Here is a 14112-nt window from a genome sequence, read left to right as displayed (position 1 = left end):
CTAAGCATTAGCTCCGCCACGTGCTCCATGCATGACCGGCCCGATTCGTAACCCTCGCACTTAACCAGCCAGCGAGGATGCCGGTTGCACTGAAAGCACCGATCGTCATTAAGCATTAACAATCACCCCTATTGAAAGGAAAGCTCTTGTTCTCTTTCGTCACCCGTAACGCCGCGCGTCTCTACGCCGTTGCGGCGGCCCTACTGGCGCTTGGCGCTCACTACCTGCCGTCCCTGCCGGTTGGCCTCGTGCTGGCCGCTGTGGCGGCCCTCCTGGGCCTCTCCGTGGACGCCGTGACCGTGCCGACCGCAACGCACGATGAGGCGGTGCGCGAGGCCCTTTACACTCCGGTTCCGGATAGCGAGTAATAGCCAGAAGGCCCCGCCCTTTCGGGCGGGGCCTTTCTTTGCTTTCGGGGGTGTTAGCCGATCTCGCTAACGCTGATCCCGAAATTCTTGGCGTAAGACTCCTTGATGGTGAGGGGCACCCGGCCCACGTCGCCCACCTCGTAGCCGTTCTCCTGGGCCCAGGTCCGAACCTTCTGCAAGGGGTGCTCACCGCTCGTACGCCGCTGGCGGGAGGGGGAGGGGGCGGCCCGGCCGGGACGGTCAGGGGCAGCAGGCGGCGCGCCTACTCGGGTGGCAACCGAGACGTAGCGGGCCAGGAACTCCCGGATCTTCTGCCCCTCTTCCTCGTTGGTGTCCAGCTGCCAGGCGATACCGTCGATAGCGAATGTCACCGTGTCAAGCTGGCTTTCGTCCAGCTCCTCCCCGGTAACGTCGTCGATGATCTTAATGAGCTGGATGGTCTGCCGTGCCATTTCAGGGCCCTTCCCTTTGGCTCTTTTGATTGGGAGGGGCCCGGATGGGCCCTTCCCGCTTTCGTCTTTTGTACTTTAGCTAACCGGATCGGTTAGCGCAACGCTTTTGATTACGCGAGACCCAGGATCTTCTTAAGGCCGTCCACTCGCTCTTCCCAAAAGTCGATGGCCTTTTCGTTGTCGCCCTTCTCAACCGCGCGAAGCATCTTCGTCCAGTTGTCCAAGGCGTCGTGCGGGTCGCCGGGCAGGTTGTAGGCGCTGACGGCCTTGTCCTCCGGGCTCAGCTCGTCGTCGTCCTGCTCCTGGTCGTCCTGGTCCTCCTCCGGGGTCTCCGGGGTCTCCTGGTCTTCCAGCGTCTCGTTCTTGTCGCTCACGTTGTCCGCCTTCTCGTCCGGGTTGGGATTGGTGCCGTCGATCTCCGCGTTAACCAGGCTTTCGCAGTTACCGCAGGCCGACATGTCTTCGGCTTCTTCGGCCGTGAGAACCGGCCAGTTTTTGAATCCCCGCTTGGCCGCCGTCCGAACCGAAGTGCAACCGTCCTCGTTTTCCTTAACGTGGACCTTGCTTCGGTCGGGGCTGGTAATCAGAGTCACGCCCACTCCCGCTTCCATGTCGCTTTTCGTACTAACGTGACCGTAAGGGGGCTCTGTGAACTGCTCTTCCCCTTCGTCCTCTTTGGAGGACTTTAGCTTTACTTCCCCCAGTTCGTCAAGCCACTTTTGCGGACCGTATTCGTCAAAGAACTGCCCGACCGCTGCGTTAACGTGCAAGGAACAGGAGTGGCAAACCGAAACCGGCTCCTGGTATTCACCCGAGGGAAGCCACCCCTTTACCCCACTGGCCTTCCAGGTCGTCATGTTCCGCGCAACGCCATTCAGCCATTCGCAGCCGTCTTCAACTTCCCGGCTATGCAGCTCTCCAGTGGGGGAGATGAGAAGGGCTTTCCAGCTCTGCTCATAGTCTCCACCAAGGAAGAAGTTCCATTCTTCCATTCGAACACCCTTCGCTGGTAGTGCTCTGCTATCGCCAGTCTCGCCGCTCCCCCGGACTCTGCCAGGCTCTTAGCTCTTCGTCGCTTGCGATGGGTACACCTTAGCAAACCTCACGCGGGGTTTGCAACCATTGGGGGCGGATACCTTTCAAGATCCAATACGGCCCCGCCGGACTTGCTAAGGTCTATGGCGGCCTGGTGTAGATGAAGCGGGCACGCATAGACGAAGTCCGCTTCGCTGGCCCCTGTCAGCTTTATACGCCATGCCGCGTCATTGTCACAGCGGAACTCGCCAAGCTCCCCTCTTCCGCTCTTCCTGGCCTTCTGGCACCTTCTAATCACTTCCCGCCCTCCTCTCTCTGGTAGCACAAAGGCCCCGGCAATCGCCGGGGCCTTCCATGCTAGCGGGCGGCTTACACGAACCCGTCGCCATCCTCGCTGGGGATGTAGTAGACCATTGGGGGGCGTCCGCCGTTGGCGCTTCGAGCGCCCGGCCTGGACGCAACCCCGAGGGTGACCAACATCTCGTCCACTTGGTCCTTATTGAAGTTCTTGCCTACCAGGTCCCAAATGTCCTTCTTCTTGAGACCTTCATCCCCGGCGGCCAGGAGCGCCTTTCGAAGGCTCTCGTAATGACGATTAGCCATTTCGCCGCTGACCTTGCCGTTTCCGGCAATAGCAGCCGGAGCCGCGTTAGCGATCGTGTATTCGATACTGTCAAGGCAGTATTCATACAGGGCGTTAGCGGCCTGGAGGTCCGGCACGTCAATTTCACTTCGTCCATCAGCCACGGCATAAAGGGCCGCGAGGCGGAGAGTATACGGGGCACGGCGAGCCGAGAACTGTTCCAGAACCTCATTCTGGGAGTCATCGTTGGCAATCTCAGGGTAGAGCGATTCCGCCCAATACTTGTTTGCCGCCTCGTTGCGCACTACGACCAATTCCAGATCGCGGGCCCGCTCAATGTTGGCCCGGAGTTTTGCCGCCTGACCGGCCACCCTGTCCAGGTCCACCATGCCGCCATCCGGCAGCGTCTTCGACTGGTGAACGTGAAGCATCAGGAGTCGGTTATAGGTTCCGCCCGCAAGCTCCCTTTCCGAGAGACGGGCCCGGAACTCCTTCGGGCTAATGTGCCCCAGAAGGGCAATATGCGGCCTGGTGGCCGTCATGGAGTTACGCCGCGTTCGGGTCTTAAGGTCGTCCCCATCCCACGCCTGGCGGAGGATGGTGGAAAGGGAGGACATTCCCGAAGAGCGAAGCATGGTCATGCCGTATTCCGACTCGATAACGAGTCGCCTTTGATCCCCAATGTCCCCCGGATTAATACCAACCTCCATCATCTCTTCCAGCTCGGAGGGGTCGGGGTCCTTAACTTCGTGGATCAGACCTTCGCCGGAGGAGAGGCCGGATACCGTGTTGGCTCCAAAGAAGTCCTTATCCAGTAGCGCCAGCACGCGCTTTGCCGCCGAAGTGGCGGAACCCTTTCGCCCCTTACTGGTCCGCCCAATCAAAAGCGACCAGCAAAGGATGGGGTGATCATCGAGCGCGCTAATGCGCACTCGGACAGCGGGGCCCAGGTAGGCCGACACGCCCACGATGAGCGATCCCAGAACGCCCACGGGGTCCGCTTCCGTGCCGGGGTCTACCGTCTTAACGATGCGCCCCAAGAGACCGTGGTAAACGGTGTCGGCCGGACGCGGGATGGTGTCGAGCTGGCTCATGGCCCCCCACTAAGAAAGAAGGAACGAACGAACGTGGCTTCATTCTTTCGTTAGTTCTTTCCTAGTGTCAAGTCCATGGAGCAACCCACGGCATCCCTGCTGGTCAGGGCGGTTTCGTACGCCAGTTCGACCGCACCCCCCTTGCAAACCTGGGATGAGGTTTGCTACTGTCGATCTTGCCCGGCGGAGGGCCGGGCCTTGAGGATTGGGGCAGCATGCGGGGAATCCTTGTGCCCACCGAAACGGAGGCTCTGCCTCATTGGGTAGAGCTTGGCGACGGCACTAGCTATGACGAAGACCTGCGCTCATGCGCGGAAGCCATGGGCGGATGGATCAGCCTAATCACCGTCATGCCTCTGCCCGGAGAGGTCGGTAGTGTCGCCTTCTTTCAACTGGACGGCATTGCCCCCGATGCCAGTTCGGTGAATGCGCGGGCTTCGGTCCTAATGTCAAGACTGCTCGGCCGTGGGCCAATTCATGGCCCCCTGCTGGTTCTTGGGCTTGGGCCGGATGGCGAGAGTACGGCAGACATTCACCCCAAGGTGATTGAGCTGCTGCGAAACATCGGGCTCGTACCCAAGGCTAACTAATCCTGTTGCGGCTGCTCCAGCTCCCGCTTAGGGTCCGTCTTATTGCACCACCACCGGCCCCGCCTACGGGCGAGGCCGGACAGCACAGGCGAGGATTGATACATGGCCAACACCGCCTCTCTCATGCGTGAAGCGCCCTCCAGGGCTGCCACGACTGCCGGGCTCATGGTTCGCCCGTCGAAGCGCGTTGAATGCGTCGATACCGCCTCTGATGAGGATAGGGCCAAGGAGCTTTGGCGCATGTGGGCCAAGCTCATTGTCAGGGCTGGATGGGCTAAGCGCTTTGGTGTCAGCTACAAGCACATAGGCTATGGAACATATGGGATCTACCTTACTGATCGCTCAAAGGAAGCGTGATTAGCGCCCCGGCTTAGGCTGGGGCGCTTTCGTGCTTTAGGGCTTGCCTAAAGTGGCTTCGGCTTGCTATTGTTCTTTCGTCACCCCGGAGGGGCCGGGGCTTCATTGAATCCAGTGGGGATGCCGTCGAATGGGCCGTTTTCGTGAGATTGCCGATCGGTTGGGCTCGGAGTGCCCGGAGGATATTCGGGAGCAAATTGCGCGCGACCTGGAGCTAGCCGATATCGTCAAGCGGAGTGACGCGCTTATCCTGCAAGCCCTTAGCTCTTACCGCGAGTACATGCAGAAGGCCGGTGCGGAGGCTGGTGCGGCCTTTCTCGACGGAGAAGAGACCGGCCGGGTATCAAATGAGGGATACCGCCAGGCGGGGCTAATCTTCTTCCAGACTGCCGATGAAGCCGAAAAGGTCCGAAAGGATATGGATAGGCTCATCAATCCTGACGAAGAAACCGACGACTGACGGCAAAAGGCCCCCGGCATTAGCCGGGGGCCTTTCAGTTCGTAGGTGGCGGGGATGGAATGTCCGTCCCATCAGACGGTAGGGGCTCCTGGGCAGTGTGCTTTGCGTCGGCTGCCCACATGCACGTTTCCAATGGGTCACTATAGGAAGTGCCGCAAATGTCACACTGGTAGTAGGTCGTTACCTTCTCCACGATTGCCATTACTCCTCCTCGTCGTCCTTGTGCCGGTGGGCATGGACAATAGCTGCCGTTGCCACGAGAAGGGCGGCCAGGATCGCTAGCTGAATGGCCGTTACAGTGTCCACCTGGAAGACTGCCGCAATGAATACAACTTCCATGGACAGGATGCCAATTAGAACCGTGATGGCCCCAATAAGCGCCAGAATGCTAAGGACTGTAATAATGCGAGCGCCAACGCTCGGCTTCTCTTCGTTCATCTGCTTACTCCGTGGTGTATCGGGCTTGAGAGTTGCTAACTGCCTTTCGGCTTCCGGGGCCGTCGTGGTCGGCTGTGCGCTTCATCCGGCTACCGTTCATGAGATCCCTTAGCCGGGTAACCGCCCGGCTGTGCGCCATGGACCAGGCGGCAAGGCTCTTACCGGCCCGCTGCGCGGCCTCTGAGGGGCCGTACACCCAATCGGCCCGGAGCGTGTCCGCCTGGGCTTCCGTGAGCCCCTTGAATGCCCCTCGGGCATCAATGACGGCATCCACGTAGCCGGTACCGTCCCGGCCCCGCTCGACGCCATGAGACCAGTCCGCCAGGACAGCCCCGTTACGGGACTGCTGCCCCCACTCGTCGGCGGGCTGAAAGACGTTCTCTAGGATCTGCTCTACCTCACTATTTGAGTAGAGGTAATCAGCCGTGCCGTAAAGCGCCTTTCCACGCTCCTTTCCGCAGTACCGGGCGGCCTCCTTTCGCAGGAGGGCCGATACGGTCGCGTTTCGGTGCTCCGACTTCTCGAAGTAGAAACGCCGCTCCACCAGCTTTAGGGACAGATGGCCGAAAAGGTCGTCGGCATCAATGCCGGGCCAGTCGCGCGCATAGGAGCGCGAAACCGACTTGGCGAGGGGAAGATAGTCCACCGGATCAAAAGCGGTAAGGGTGTCGGTCACTTGCTATTGGCCTTTCGAATCTTTCCGCCAGAGAAAACCATCCCGTCATAGGCGAAACTTCCATCAGGGGCGATGAGGTGGAGTTCCGGGTTAACCCGGCGGCCGTGGACCTTGAGAACGCCAAAGGCCATTTGCCAGTTAGCGTAACCAGTGCCCAGATAGCTAACCTTCCGCAGGTCGCTAATGTGGCCAAGCTCCATGCCGATCTTTGCGCGCATCCGGCCGTTGTAGCCGTGAGAGGTCTGTACAATCCCCGCGCGGTGCGTATGCCCGCATGCCGTGTTCTTGTCGTACTTGACGGCCGCGTTATAGGCGGTCTTACCGGCCTCGCTTGAAAGCGTGATCTCTCGGTTGTCTCCATGGGTGGTTACCCACCCTGGGGCCACGGGGTGAATTGGCTGCCGAACCTCCACGCCGAATGAGTCCAGGTCTAGAAGCCGGTCATAGCGCCATTCCGGCATGTCCGCCACGGCGGGCGCATATTTCTTTAGATAGTCGGAGATCCTTCGGTCATGGTTGCCAATGTGCATGCCCTTGTATCCATGGAAGTTGGAAAGCCACAGATCCAGCACGCGCTTACCGGCCTCGCGTTCCTGGTGCACGTTACCGGCAAACTCGTTAATGGTCCCCTTGGACCATCGGGAAGGAGCATCCAGGTTGAGGAAGTCGCCGGTATGCACAATGCCCGCAAAATCGCCTTCACGGATCAGAGAGGCAATGTTATTGACTGCGCCCGTGTGGTGCTCGGGTACGTGCGTGTCTGGGATCAGAAGGACACTGTATGAACTATCGCTAATCGTCTTCAAGGGGAAATTCGTCCTCCACTGCCTGATTGTCTTCTATCTGCCAAACGGTGACGTTCTCTCGCCCGTACCGGGCGTAAAGCTGCACCACGCTTGCGCGCATCTCTTTCCGCGTGTCGTAGACCCGAGCACCACATAGCCGCTTAGGCTTCCCCTCGCTGCGCACGCGCGCAATCCAGACGTTAAGGCTCATGCGTCGTCGCCCAGAAGGCCGACCAGTGCGGCGGCCTCATAGCTGGTGATGTGGTCGGCGTCGATCTCTTCGCTTCCCTGGCGAATTTCCGCCATGAAGTGACCGGCATCGGACTTATAGAAATAGACCTGATGCGCGCCAATGGTTACGGTTTCGCCGTCACGGTAGGCCATCTACTTAGCTCCCTTTGCGGTGGCTTCTGCCTTGATTCGCTCCGCCAGCCGGAGCGCCTTTCCGGGGTTCATGAAGAACCCGACGTGATGCGTCATCACCCCGGCGTCGTTGTGCTCCGTTGCTGTGATGTAAAGGGCCTCGGGGTCATAGTCCGAAGCCGCTACAGTCAGAATGTCGGTATCTGACTCGTCACACGAGAAGCTTTCCCGTGGATGATCCGGTTCCCAAAGTGCCGTCTTCATTGATTCCCACCAGCTCCCTTAGAGCGTCGTAGCCGTTTTCCTGTACGTACGAGTTAACGTCGTGACCTTCCGGCATTAGGATGATGCGGGCTCCGCTAATCTTCTCGGCAAGCGGGTTGGCGAACTTCTCTAGCCCAACTCCCCCATCATCGTTGTCCGCATAAATAAACACGACGTCATACCCCCGGATCATGCGAGTAAAGGCGGGTTTCCAGCTCGTAGCCCCTGGGGCCCCGATGGTTGGAATCCTTGCCAGTTGAGAGGTAATGCCGTCTATCTCACCCTCGCTGATAGCGAGATAGGGAAGCGGGCTAAAGAGCGCGGGTGTGTTGTAAATCCGATGCTCGAAGCCCGCCGGGTTTAGATAGCGGTTCTTGTGAACCGCTTTGCAGTCGTGATCCTGGAGGCACCGAAACTTGATGCCGACTACGCCATAGGGCGTTTCGTAAGGGATGGCCAGCATCCCCCGGTACATCTCATGACCCGGCAACGGGTCGTCTACGACGCCCAGCCGAAAGGATATTGCGCTGTCCTGCGCTCGGGGCCCAAACCTCTTCGCCAAGAACGCTTCTGCGCCGACGTGCCCCCTTAGCGCCTTTGCGTACTGCGCTGTAGCTGTCTCCAAGAATTCTTTCACAGAATCCGATGGCACTGCCGAAATCGCGTATTCCCTCCTGCCACATGACTAGGGCAAAGCTATCTCCCCCAAAGTCGCACGTATGGCACTTGAAAGTGTTCGCCTCAAAGTTGACGGAAGCCGAAGAGGAGCGGTCTTCATGAAAGGGACACCGGACGGAAAGCCACTTTCGCCCGGCGTCCTCCACTTCGGCCCCATAGTGGGCCAGGACTTCCCCAATGGGGGGCTTGTCGGCCGGTTCCACCCCTCACCGCCTTACACGGGCTTTGCGTGCGTCTCCGTGGTCCAGTTGGCCGGGCCGTCGTCGGCCTCGCCCTGGAGCATGGCGCGTGCGTACCGCTCCCACGCCTCGTAGGCGTCCTCCTCGCTTCCGTAGCCGAAAGCCTTTCGCTGGCGCTTAACCCGCTTGTTAGTGTTGCCGTTGTATCGGGGAATTGCTCAGTCCTCCGTGTACTCGAAAGAGATAGTGCCGTGAACGGTGATGATGGGGTCTACGCCCATACCGACGTTTTCCCGAACCTCCTCAACGAACCTTTCCAGCACCGTTAGCGGCGTTTCGTCGCCGTTTCCATAGCTGGTCTTCTGAATCTCAATCTTCCTTACGACACGCGCCATGCTCGCAATCCTCCAGTCTCTTCATAATCCGCATTGCCTGTTCGTTGGGCATAATGAATAGGCCCTTGCGCATGTGCTTTCCGCGTAGCTTTAGCATGACTCCGGCGTACTTCTTACCGGCCCGGCCTGCCTGCGTTACCGCGTCCGCAACGAACTTCCCCAGGTTCGGAACGGAAACGTTCTTTACCTGGATTGCCCAATCGGGGATTCCGTCAAGGTCCCCCAGATCGTTAGCGCCATTAATGCCGCCATAGCGGGCAACCTCCGGGAAGTAAGGGGAGGCGGTTTCCACCGCCTCCACCTCCCCCGTGTAGCCCTTTTGCTTTGAGGCCCGCCCGTTGATTAGCGACCCCCCAGCCGAGCCAGGCCATCCACGATGTTGCCCAGGAAGCGAACAATCTGTGCCTCAACGGCACGATTGATAGCCCCGGCCGTCTCCGCATCCAGGTTCCACGTCTGGGAACCGTCCTCGTGGATGATGAAGCGCGGAACCTCCTTGCCGTTGATTCGAATGGTCTCGTCCGGGCCGTACAGGTAGTCAGACAATTTTCATCCTTTCCATGTCCGCGTTAAGCGGAATGAACCAGTTTCCGGAAGGGTCGGCTTTACCGCCGCGATTCTTGACGATGCTTACGTTAATCGTCAGGTTTTCGAAGTCGCTAGACCCTTCTTTATGAAGGGTTAGAATCAGCTCGGGGATCTTCGAAATCTTACCGAGAAGGGCCGACATTGGCGCGGGCTTAATGCCGTCGTCGTACTCGCCCGTCAGATGGTGAAGGGCGACAACGGCCGCACCGGTCTTTCGTCCAAGCTCGTGCAAGTAATCAATGATCTCTGAATACTTGCCGTTGTCGTCGCCGGATTCTGTCCAAACGTTCTTGATGTTGTCAATAACGATTAGCTGCGGCCAACACCCATAGGTGTATCCGAAAGCTTGGATATCCAGGTCCAGCGTGTCAATGCTCGGGGTTGCGTCAAAGTTCCAACGCAGATAGTCAAGCTTTTCTATCTGTGTATCGTAATGAACGCTCTTGCCAGCGTCCATGTCTTTTTCAACTGCCCATAGCGGGGTATCGGTAATCATCGCGGCAAGGCGCGTGTACTGGGTAAAGGCGTCACTGTCCGCAGAGAAGTAGAGCGTTGGAACCTCTGCACGAGTGGCGATAGTGGTAACAACGGCACTCTTGCCCACGCCGGGACCAGCCGCGATTAGCGTTAGCTGACCGCGCCTAATGTGACACCCTGCCCGTTCAAGTTGCGGGAAAGCCGCCGGAAGCGGCTCCCCCGCCAGCCCGCCCATTTGGCGAGCCCGAACAAGGGTAAGCACTAACGGCCCCTATCACTCCGCCTTAGCGAAACGCGCACATTCCCCGGTCTTGTAGTTCTGGGGGCAATCGAAACCAGCCCACGGCTTACCGGTCTTCTGGCTAATGCCGGAAACGGGAAGCTTCTCGCCATGTCGGCAGTGGGTAGCGAGGGCCGGGCCCTGCTGCCCGCCCTGGTAGCCTCCCTGGCCGCCCTGTGGCGGGCCCTGGCGGTTGTAGCCGCCCTGGGGTGCTCCCTGGCCCTGCTGCGGGCCGTAGCCGCCCTGTGGGGCCTGCTGCGCGGGCTGCTGCTGTACGGCCTGCTTGGGCGGTGCCGCCGTAGCGAACTGCTGGCTAACCTCCGCCACCTGGTCCACCAGGTTGACCCGCTGTGCCTCGCTGATAAGGGCTGAGACATGCTCAGCGTCGGTACCGTGAAAGACAATCCACGGTGCGTCATATCCGCCATGCGCCTTTACGGTGGCGCTAACACCGGACTGGTATTCAGTCAAGAACTCTCCTTACGTTGCGGAACAGTACTTCCAAACCGAGCACATTCGACAGTGCCCGCCGGGGTTAGGAAGGAAGGCGTTAGCCTCAATCCCTCGGCTCAATGCGGCAAACCACGCTTCCAGGCGTGGGCGTGTATAACTATCCAGGTTCTTAGCCTGGGCATACTTGCCGTTTTTGAGCATAAAAAAAGACCCGGTAATCGGGTCTGCTACTGCGTATCCTTCAAGGACGGCTAGTCGGTAAACACCTAGCTGCACATCCCATTCCGGCGTCTTGGAACCTGTCTTTAGGTCCACGATTTCTAGACTGCCATCCGGCCACTCCCTTACCTGGTCAATGTATCCGACGACTTCAACGCCATTAAGGTCTATCCTGAAAGGAAGCTCTATCGCAAGGTCATAATCCGGAGTTTCCCAGATCGACCATTCCGACGCTAGCGCGTCCTCTATGTAGTCGGCAACCTGTATTAGGCCCTTATCGTGCCGCCGCTCAACGTCGGCGCTCCCCTTTAGTTTCGGGGTTCCCGTAAGCCAGCGGTCTATATCTGGCTCCTGGGCTTTCATCCTGTCAAGGTGTTTTTGCCAGGATTCACGATAGATAGCGGTTAGCTCACCGGCCGCCCACTCTCGGCCGGATCGCTCCCACGCCTCAATGGTTTCATGAACCGCCAGCCCTTGCAGGGTCCATCCTGCCGGGGTCTGCGGTACCTTATCAAGCCTTTCTAGCCTATAGCGCTCCGAGCATTGCGAATAGCTCGTTAGCTGGGAGACGCTTCTATGTCCTTGCCCGATGACGCTCCTACCTCCATCCTCTCGTATGTCCACTCGTAGTAAAGGCGGTCACCTGAGAGAACGTCCATTGCTACCGGCTCCCCGAAATATCCGTCAAGCTCTTTCACGACTTCCTGACCGGCGTAGAAATCATGGTCGCCCGTAAGGATGACGTAAACCCGAAGCGGGCTGGGGCCTATCTGCCCCCATTCGATACCGCGCACCGTGTCCACCATCAGCGGGCGAAGGCCGTCCGGGTATCGAGTTGTCGTGTTGTCGTCAAAACCGGTCGTGGTTCGCACCTTGCCCTAACTCCCAAGCGTCATTGACCCCCCGCCAGGTAGTTCAAGGCGGGACTATCTGACCTTAATGTGATCTAAACGTGCAGGTCAAGCATGTTAATGCGTGTCCTACCGTCTTGATCCTGCAACAGTCGCCGAAACGGACATAGGGAACAAATAGGGGCCGCCCGCCCCCGTGGCGGCCGACCCCTTGGCAGGTCCTCGTCTAAGCGTCAATCTTGTTCAATCCACCCCGTTTCGCCTGCCTTCCGCGCGCGCCAGTAGTAGCCGTAATCCTCGTCGTAACAGCAGATGAGCTTTTCGCTCTTCCGCTTAAAGGCATCCAGGGCGGCGGCCCTGGGAGCAGTTAGCTCTACGCCGTATTCCTCTTCAGCCAAAGCGCGAAGGCGGACATTTTCCTTTTCGTCCGCGTGCTCCTTCTTTAGATTCGCGGGCAAGTACTTGCCGTAGTCGGCCCCTCCCCTAACGCCAACATTGGCGCGGTGAAGCCGTGCGGCAATAGTTCCCTTCTTCACCCCGAGGAAGAGCGCAGCTTCCTCGTACGTGCGAATCTTTTTGCCGGTTTCGTCGTCGTAGATGGCTGCCAGCGTTGCGTCAATTACGGGATCGGCGTGCGTAGGGCGCTTGATATCCATCTAGGGGTCCTGTCGGTCTAATCGGGGACATGAATTCAGCGCGCCCCTCCTCACGTCTGGTTCGTGGTTCGACCTTAGCAAACCTCCCCCAAGGTTTGCAAGCGCAATCGGTCGGGCCCGCCGGACATGGCGAAGGCCCCGCGTGCGTGACGGGGCCTGAGTGGCGCTGTAAGGGGCTCGGCAGGACGCTACCCGATCAGGGCTGCTCGGGCCAACGGTCGGCCGCCATGTGGCCGACCAGTGCCCCGCCAGGTGGCGGGGGGGCTTGCCTGCCGAGTGGCGGGGTGGCATGACAGAAGCCCGGCCCCCACTGCTCGGGGGCCGGGCTTCATGATCGTATCGCCGGAAGGTCAGTGCCCGGCAAGGGCGATAAGGCACACCAGGCCCAGGAGGACGGCCAGGAGGATGGGAACGGCGTACTTCACGGGCTTGGGCTCGGGGTAGCCAAGTTCCCGCCGTAGAGCGGCCTTGCGGTAACTGACGTATTCCTCCTCGGCTACCACCTGGCCGAAGTCGGGCCCCTTGAGTCGGGCCAACCTCCGCTCGAACTCCTCGGGGTCCAATCCGGTCAATTCCGCCTTGAGCTTGGGCAGTTCCACGGATCTACCTCCTGTGCACCCTGGCGACCGCCATGCGGGCCGCCAGGACCACCATACCGATAGCCACGGCCGCCCCGGCGGCCGGAACCATACATCCGGTGTTCTCGCCGTCGCCGGACGGGCCGCCCGGCTTGCTGTGCTTGCCCTGGGCGTCCTTCTGCTTCTTGGCCGCGTCTTTGTACTCGCCGTACTCACTCATTGCACGTACCTCTTTCCCCCGCTAACTGGCGGGTGAGTTGATGGGCGGTGCGTGGTGTCCGCCCTGGCGGGCGATTCCCGTCAACCTGCCAGGGCGGAGAATGGTGGGCGCTTAGCCCTGGGGCGCTTCCCCGCCCGTTCCGGCGTCCTCGCTAACGGGGTGCGTCTTCTCGTAGAAGCGCTGCAAAAGGTCGCTCTTCTGCGCCGCCTGGTTGTTCTGGTCGGCGGTCGCCTTAACGTCCGTCTTGTGCGTGGTCTTGGAATTCATTCCCGTCGTAAGGTCGGCCATGCGACTACTCCCCTTCGGTGCTGAGTTTTTTGATGAGATCGCGCGCTTGCTCAACAGTCCCCCCGATATGAAAAGCCACCTGTTGAAGCGTCATCCCGTGCAATTCATCCTTGAGCCGTTCCCGCTTTGTGCGCGGCTTGGGATTGGCCACAAGGCCGGGAATCCGCGACTTAGGCCAGACCGGGGCCTTACTGTCAGCCCGCTTCTTCTCAGACTTGCGGGCATTCTTCGGGGGTCGCAGGTCGGTAACCTTGTATCCCCAATGGCGCAGGCGGTTTCTAATCTCCGCCGCGTCAACCTGGTAATGCGCTGCAACCTTCGGGATGCTTTGGCCCTCTCTGATAAGCGCCAGAACATCCCGCTTGGTAATGTCGAAAGGGCCGGGCATTTCTAGGCCCTGGCCTTAGCCTTCTTCTTGCTCTTGCCAGCCGTCATGCTGCCGCCCCGCTTCCGGAACTTGGCCCCGGATTCACCGATGGACGTGTGCGCCTTTCCGTAGCTGCACCCGAAGTGCTCGGCAATGCCCCGCACGGAAAGCCCCTTTCCATCCTTGCCGCCCTCCTCGTAAAGCCGCTTCACCTCCTCAAGCGGCAACGGCGTCCGCGAGCCCTTTTTGAGCGTCTTAGGCAAGTCCCCACCCCAGTGCAGAATATGAAGGCATGTCGAAAGAGCACCCGAACGCATGACTTCTAGGAGTCATGGAATAACTGCGGTGCGTGAAATGAAGGTACGCCGCCACCTGGTCTAGTGCAACGGTGCACCGCGATCATTTCCGGTCATGTGGC

The 14112-nt window shown here is 59.6% G+C and carries 25 protein-coding genes and 1 pseudogene; 5 read left to right on the top strand and 21 right to left on the bottom strand.

Annotated elements, in window-relative coordinates:
- The first annotated feature begins 146 nt into the window (after window positions 1–146).
- The gene (locus tag ACFY2K_RS26205; RefSeq protein ID WP_387714429.1) at window positions 147–368 is read left to right on the top strand and encodes a hypothetical protein; all 222 of its coding nucleotides are present in this window, start codon (window positions 147–149) and stop codon (window positions 366–368) included.
- A gap of 53 nt (window positions 369–421) precedes the next feature.
- On the opposite strand, the gene ACFY2K_RS26200 is transcribed toward ACFY2K_RS26205, so the two are convergent.
- From ACFY2K_RS26200 to ACFY2K_RS26190, 3 genes are all read right to left on the bottom strand, one after another.
- Entirely contained in the window at window positions 422–820 is a 399-nt protein-coding gene (locus ACFY2K_RS26200) for an Lsr2 family protein (protein ID WP_387714426.1), read from the bottom strand.
- 110 nt (window positions 821–930) lie between these two features.
- Window positions 931–1812 (bottom strand): hypothetical protein, encoded by an 882-nt coding sequence (locus tag ACFY2K_RS26195; protein WP_387714423.1) that lies wholly within the window; start codon window positions 1810–1812, stop codon window positions 931–933.
- A 412-nt stretch (window positions 1813–2224) separates the two neighbouring features.
- Entirely contained in the window at window positions 2225–3532 is a 1308-nt protein-coding gene (locus ACFY2K_RS26190; RefSeq protein WP_387714420.1) for a DUF3987 domain-containing protein, read from the bottom strand.
- Window positions 3533–3762: 230 nt separating this feature from the next.
- Between ACFY2K_RS26190 and ACFY2K_RS26185 the strand changes: the two genes are divergently transcribed.
- The 3 genes from ACFY2K_RS26185 (at window position 3763) to ACFY2K_RS26175 (ending at window position 4939) form a co-directional block, all read left to right on the top strand.
- A complete protein-coding gene (locus tag ACFY2K_RS26185) occupies window positions 3763–4122 on the top strand; it encodes a hypothetical protein (RefSeq protein ID WP_387714417.1) in 360 nt (119 codons plus the stop codon).
- Window positions 4123–4224: 102 nt separating this feature from the next.
- Window positions 4225–4479 (top strand): hypothetical protein, encoded by a 255-nt coding sequence (locus ACFY2K_RS26180; RefSeq protein ID WP_387714414.1) that lies wholly within the window; start codon window positions 4225–4227, stop codon window positions 4477–4479.
- Between the two features lie 130 nt (window positions 4480–4609).
- A complete protein-coding gene (locus tag ACFY2K_RS26175) occupies window positions 4610–4939 on the top strand; it encodes a hypothetical protein (RefSeq protein WP_387714411.1) in 330 nt (109 codons plus the stop codon).
- A gap of 201 nt (window positions 4940–5140) precedes the next feature.
- Here ACFY2K_RS26175 and ACFY2K_RS26170 read toward each other — a convergent pair whose 3' ends face one another.
- From ACFY2K_RS26170 to ACFY2K_RS26125, 10 genes and pseudogenes are all read right to left on the bottom strand, one after another.
- On the bottom strand, window positions 5141–5377 hold the full coding sequence (locus tag ACFY2K_RS26170; RefSeq protein ID WP_387714408.1) for a hypothetical protein: 237 nt from the start codon (window positions 5375–5377) through the stop codon (window positions 5141–5143).
- A 4-nt stretch (window positions 5378–5381) separates the two neighbouring features.
- Window positions 5382–6053, bottom strand: coding sequence for a hypothetical protein (locus ACFY2K_RS26165; RefSeq protein ID WP_387714406.1), 672 nt, complete (start codon window positions 6051–6053; stop codon window positions 5382–5384).
- A complete protein-coding gene (locus ACFY2K_RS26160; protein WP_387714403.1) occupies window positions 6050–6859 on the bottom strand; it encodes a metallophosphoesterase in 810 nt (269 codons plus the stop codon). The genes ACFY2K_RS26165 and ACFY2K_RS26160 overlap by 4 nt, the downstream gene beginning before the upstream one ends.
- A 186-nt stretch (window positions 6860–7045) precedes the next feature.
- Window positions 7046–7222 (bottom strand): hypothetical protein, encoded by a 177-nt coding sequence (locus ACFY2K_RS26155; protein WP_387714400.1) that lies wholly within the window; start codon window positions 7220–7222, stop codon window positions 7046–7048.
- A gap of 190 nt (window positions 7223–7412) precedes the next feature.
- On the bottom strand, window positions 7413–8102 hold the full coding sequence (locus ACFY2K_RS26150; protein ID WP_387714564.1) for a hypothetical protein: 690 nt from the start codon (window positions 8100–8102) through the stop codon (window positions 7413–7415).
- A 19-nt stretch (window positions 8103–8121) separates the two neighbouring features.
- A pseudogene (locus ACFY2K_RS26145) lies at window positions 8122–8346 on the bottom strand (CHC2 zinc finger domain-containing protein); the annotation flags it as partial.
- A 194-nt stretch (window positions 8347–8540) separates the two neighbouring features.
- Window positions 8541–8717, bottom strand: coding sequence for a hypothetical protein (locus ACFY2K_RS26140; RefSeq protein WP_387714397.1), 177 nt, complete (start codon window positions 8715–8717; stop codon window positions 8541–8543).
- The gene (locus ACFY2K_RS26135) at window positions 8692–9009 is read right to left on the bottom strand and encodes a hypothetical protein (protein ID WP_387714394.1); all 318 of its coding nucleotides are present in this window, start codon (window positions 9007–9009) and stop codon (window positions 8692–8694) included. The genes ACFY2K_RS26140 and ACFY2K_RS26135 overlap by 26 nt, the downstream gene beginning before the upstream one ends.
- A 50-nt stretch (window positions 9010–9059) precedes the next feature.
- Window positions 9060–9263: a hypothetical protein gene (locus ACFY2K_RS26130; RefSeq protein WP_387714392.1), complete on the bottom strand. Its 204-nt coding sequence runs from the start codon at window positions 9261–9263 to the stop codon at window positions 9060–9062.
- The gene (locus tag ACFY2K_RS26125) at window positions 9256–10017 is read right to left on the bottom strand and encodes a DnaB-like helicase C-terminal domain-containing protein (protein WP_387714552.1); all 762 of its coding nucleotides are present in this window, start codon (window positions 10015–10017) and stop codon (window positions 9256–9258) included. The genes ACFY2K_RS26130 and ACFY2K_RS26125 overlap by 8 nt, the downstream gene beginning before the upstream one ends.
- Window positions 10018–10173: 156 nt before the next feature.
- On the opposite strand from ACFY2K_RS26125, the gene ACFY2K_RS26120 reads away from it, so the two are divergent.
- Window positions 10174–10434: a hypothetical protein gene (locus ACFY2K_RS26120; protein WP_387714390.1), complete on the top strand. Its 261-nt coding sequence runs from the start codon at window positions 10174–10176 to the stop codon at window positions 10432–10434.
- 108 nt (window positions 10435–10542) lie between these two features.
- Here ACFY2K_RS26120 and ACFY2K_RS26115 read toward each other — a convergent pair whose 3' ends face one another.
- The 8 genes from ACFY2K_RS26115 to ACFY2K_RS26080 form a co-directional block, all read right to left on the bottom strand.
- Window positions 10543–11358, bottom strand: a complete 816-nt coding sequence (locus tag ACFY2K_RS26115) for a RecB family exonuclease (protein WP_387714387.1) — start codon at window positions 11356–11358, stop codon at window positions 10543–10545.
- Complete coding sequence (locus ACFY2K_RS26110) at window positions 11292–11606, bottom strand: hypothetical protein (protein ID WP_387714561.1); 315 nt, start codon at window positions 11604–11606, stop codon at window positions 11292–11294. Before ACFY2K_RS26110 ends, ACFY2K_RS26115 begins: the two co-directional genes overlap by 67 nt.
- Window positions 11607–11818: 212 nt before the next feature.
- Window positions 11819–12241: a hypothetical protein gene (locus ACFY2K_RS26105; RefSeq protein WP_387714384.1), complete on the bottom strand. Its 423-nt coding sequence runs from the start codon at window positions 12239–12241 to the stop codon at window positions 11819–11821.
- A gap of 350 nt (window positions 12242–12591) precedes the next feature.
- Window positions 12592–12840 (bottom strand): hypothetical protein, encoded by a 249-nt coding sequence (locus tag ACFY2K_RS26100; protein WP_387714381.1) that lies wholly within the window; start codon window positions 12838–12840, stop codon window positions 12592–12594.
- Window positions 12841–12844: 4 nt separating this feature from the next.
- Window positions 12845–13039, bottom strand: coding sequence for a hypothetical protein (locus tag ACFY2K_RS26095; protein WP_387714378.1), 195 nt, complete (start codon window positions 13037–13039; stop codon window positions 12845–12847).
- A 111-nt stretch (window positions 13040–13150) separates the two neighbouring features.
- The gene (locus tag ACFY2K_RS26090) at window positions 13151–13327 is read right to left on the bottom strand and encodes a hypothetical protein (RefSeq protein ID WP_387714375.1); all 177 of its coding nucleotides are present in this window, start codon (window positions 13325–13327) and stop codon (window positions 13151–13153) included.
- A gap of 4 nt (window positions 13328–13331) precedes the next feature.
- The gene (locus ACFY2K_RS26085) at window positions 13332–13715 is read right to left on the bottom strand and encodes a hypothetical protein (protein ID WP_387714372.1); all 384 of its coding nucleotides are present in this window, start codon (window positions 13713–13715) and stop codon (window positions 13332–13334) included.
- Between the two features lie 2 nt (window positions 13716–13717).
- Window positions 13718–13957, bottom strand: a complete 240-nt coding sequence (locus ACFY2K_RS26080; protein WP_387714369.1) for a helix-turn-helix domain-containing protein — start codon at window positions 13955–13957, stop codon at window positions 13718–13720.
- Window positions 13958–14112 lie beyond the last annotated feature (155 nt).

The organism is Kitasatospora sp. NPDC001309, from assembly GCF_042896295.1.
GTDB lineage: Bacteria > Actinomycetota > Actinomycetes > Streptomycetales > Streptomycetaceae > Kitasatospora.
Note: the sequence above shows the minus strand (reverse complement) of the source record. Positions and strands in the feature narration are given on the sequence as shown.

Coding starts and splice junctions, on each gene's coding strand:
- ACFY2K_RS26200 (WP_387714426.1), bottom strand. CDS start 820: ATGGCACGGCAGACCATCCAGCTCATTAAGATCATCGACGACGTTACC.
- ACFY2K_RS26195 (WP_387714423.1), bottom strand. CDS start 1,812: ATGGAAGAATGGAACTTCTTCCTTGGTGGAGACTATGAGCAGAGCTGG.
- ACFY2K_RS26190 (WP_387714420.1), bottom strand. CDS start 3,532: ATGAGCCAGCTCGACACCATCCCGCGTCCGGCCGACACCGTTTACCAC.
- ACFY2K_RS26180 (WP_387714414.1), top strand. CDS start 4,225: ATGGCCAACACCGCCTCTCTCATGCGTGAAGCGCCCTCCAGGGCTGCC.
- ACFY2K_RS26175 (WP_387714411.1), top strand. CDS start 4,610: ATGGGCCGTTTTCGTGAGATTGCCGATCGGTTGGGCTCGGAGTGCCCG.
- ACFY2K_RS26170 (WP_387714408.1), bottom strand. CDS start 5,377: ATGAACGAAGAGAAGCCGAGCGTTGGCGCTCGCATTATTACAGTCCTT.
- ACFY2K_RS26155 (WP_387714400.1), bottom strand. CDS start 7,222: ATGGCCTACCGTGACGGCGAAACCGTAACCATTGGCGCGCATCAGGTC.
- ACFY2K_RS26140 (WP_387714397.1), bottom strand. CDS start 8,717: ATGGCGCGTGTCGTAAGGAAGATTGAGATTCAGAAGACCAGCTATGGA.
- ACFY2K_RS26125 (WP_387714552.1), bottom strand. CDS start 10,017: ATGGGCGGGCTGGCGGGGGAGCCGCTTCCGGCGGCTTTCCCGCAACTT.
- ACFY2K_RS26120 (WP_387714390.1), top strand. CDS start 10,174: ATGTCGGCAGTGGGTAGCGAGGGCCGGGCCCTGCTGCCCGCCCTGGTA.
- ACFY2K_RS26105 (WP_387714384.1), bottom strand. CDS start 12,241: ATGGATATCAAGCGCCCTACGCACGCCGATCCCGTAATTGACGCAACG.
- ACFY2K_RS26095 (WP_387714378.1), bottom strand. CDS start 13,039: ATGAGTGAGTACGGCGAGTACAAAGACGCGGCCAAGAAGCAGAAGGAC.
- ACFY2K_RS26090 (WP_387714375.1), bottom strand. CDS start 13,327: ATGGCCGACCTTACGACGGGAATGAATTCCAAGACCACGCACAAGACG.
- ACFY2K_RS26085 (WP_387714372.1), bottom strand. CDS start 13,715: ATGCCCGGCCCTTTCGACATTACCAAGCGGGATGTTCTGGCGCTTATC.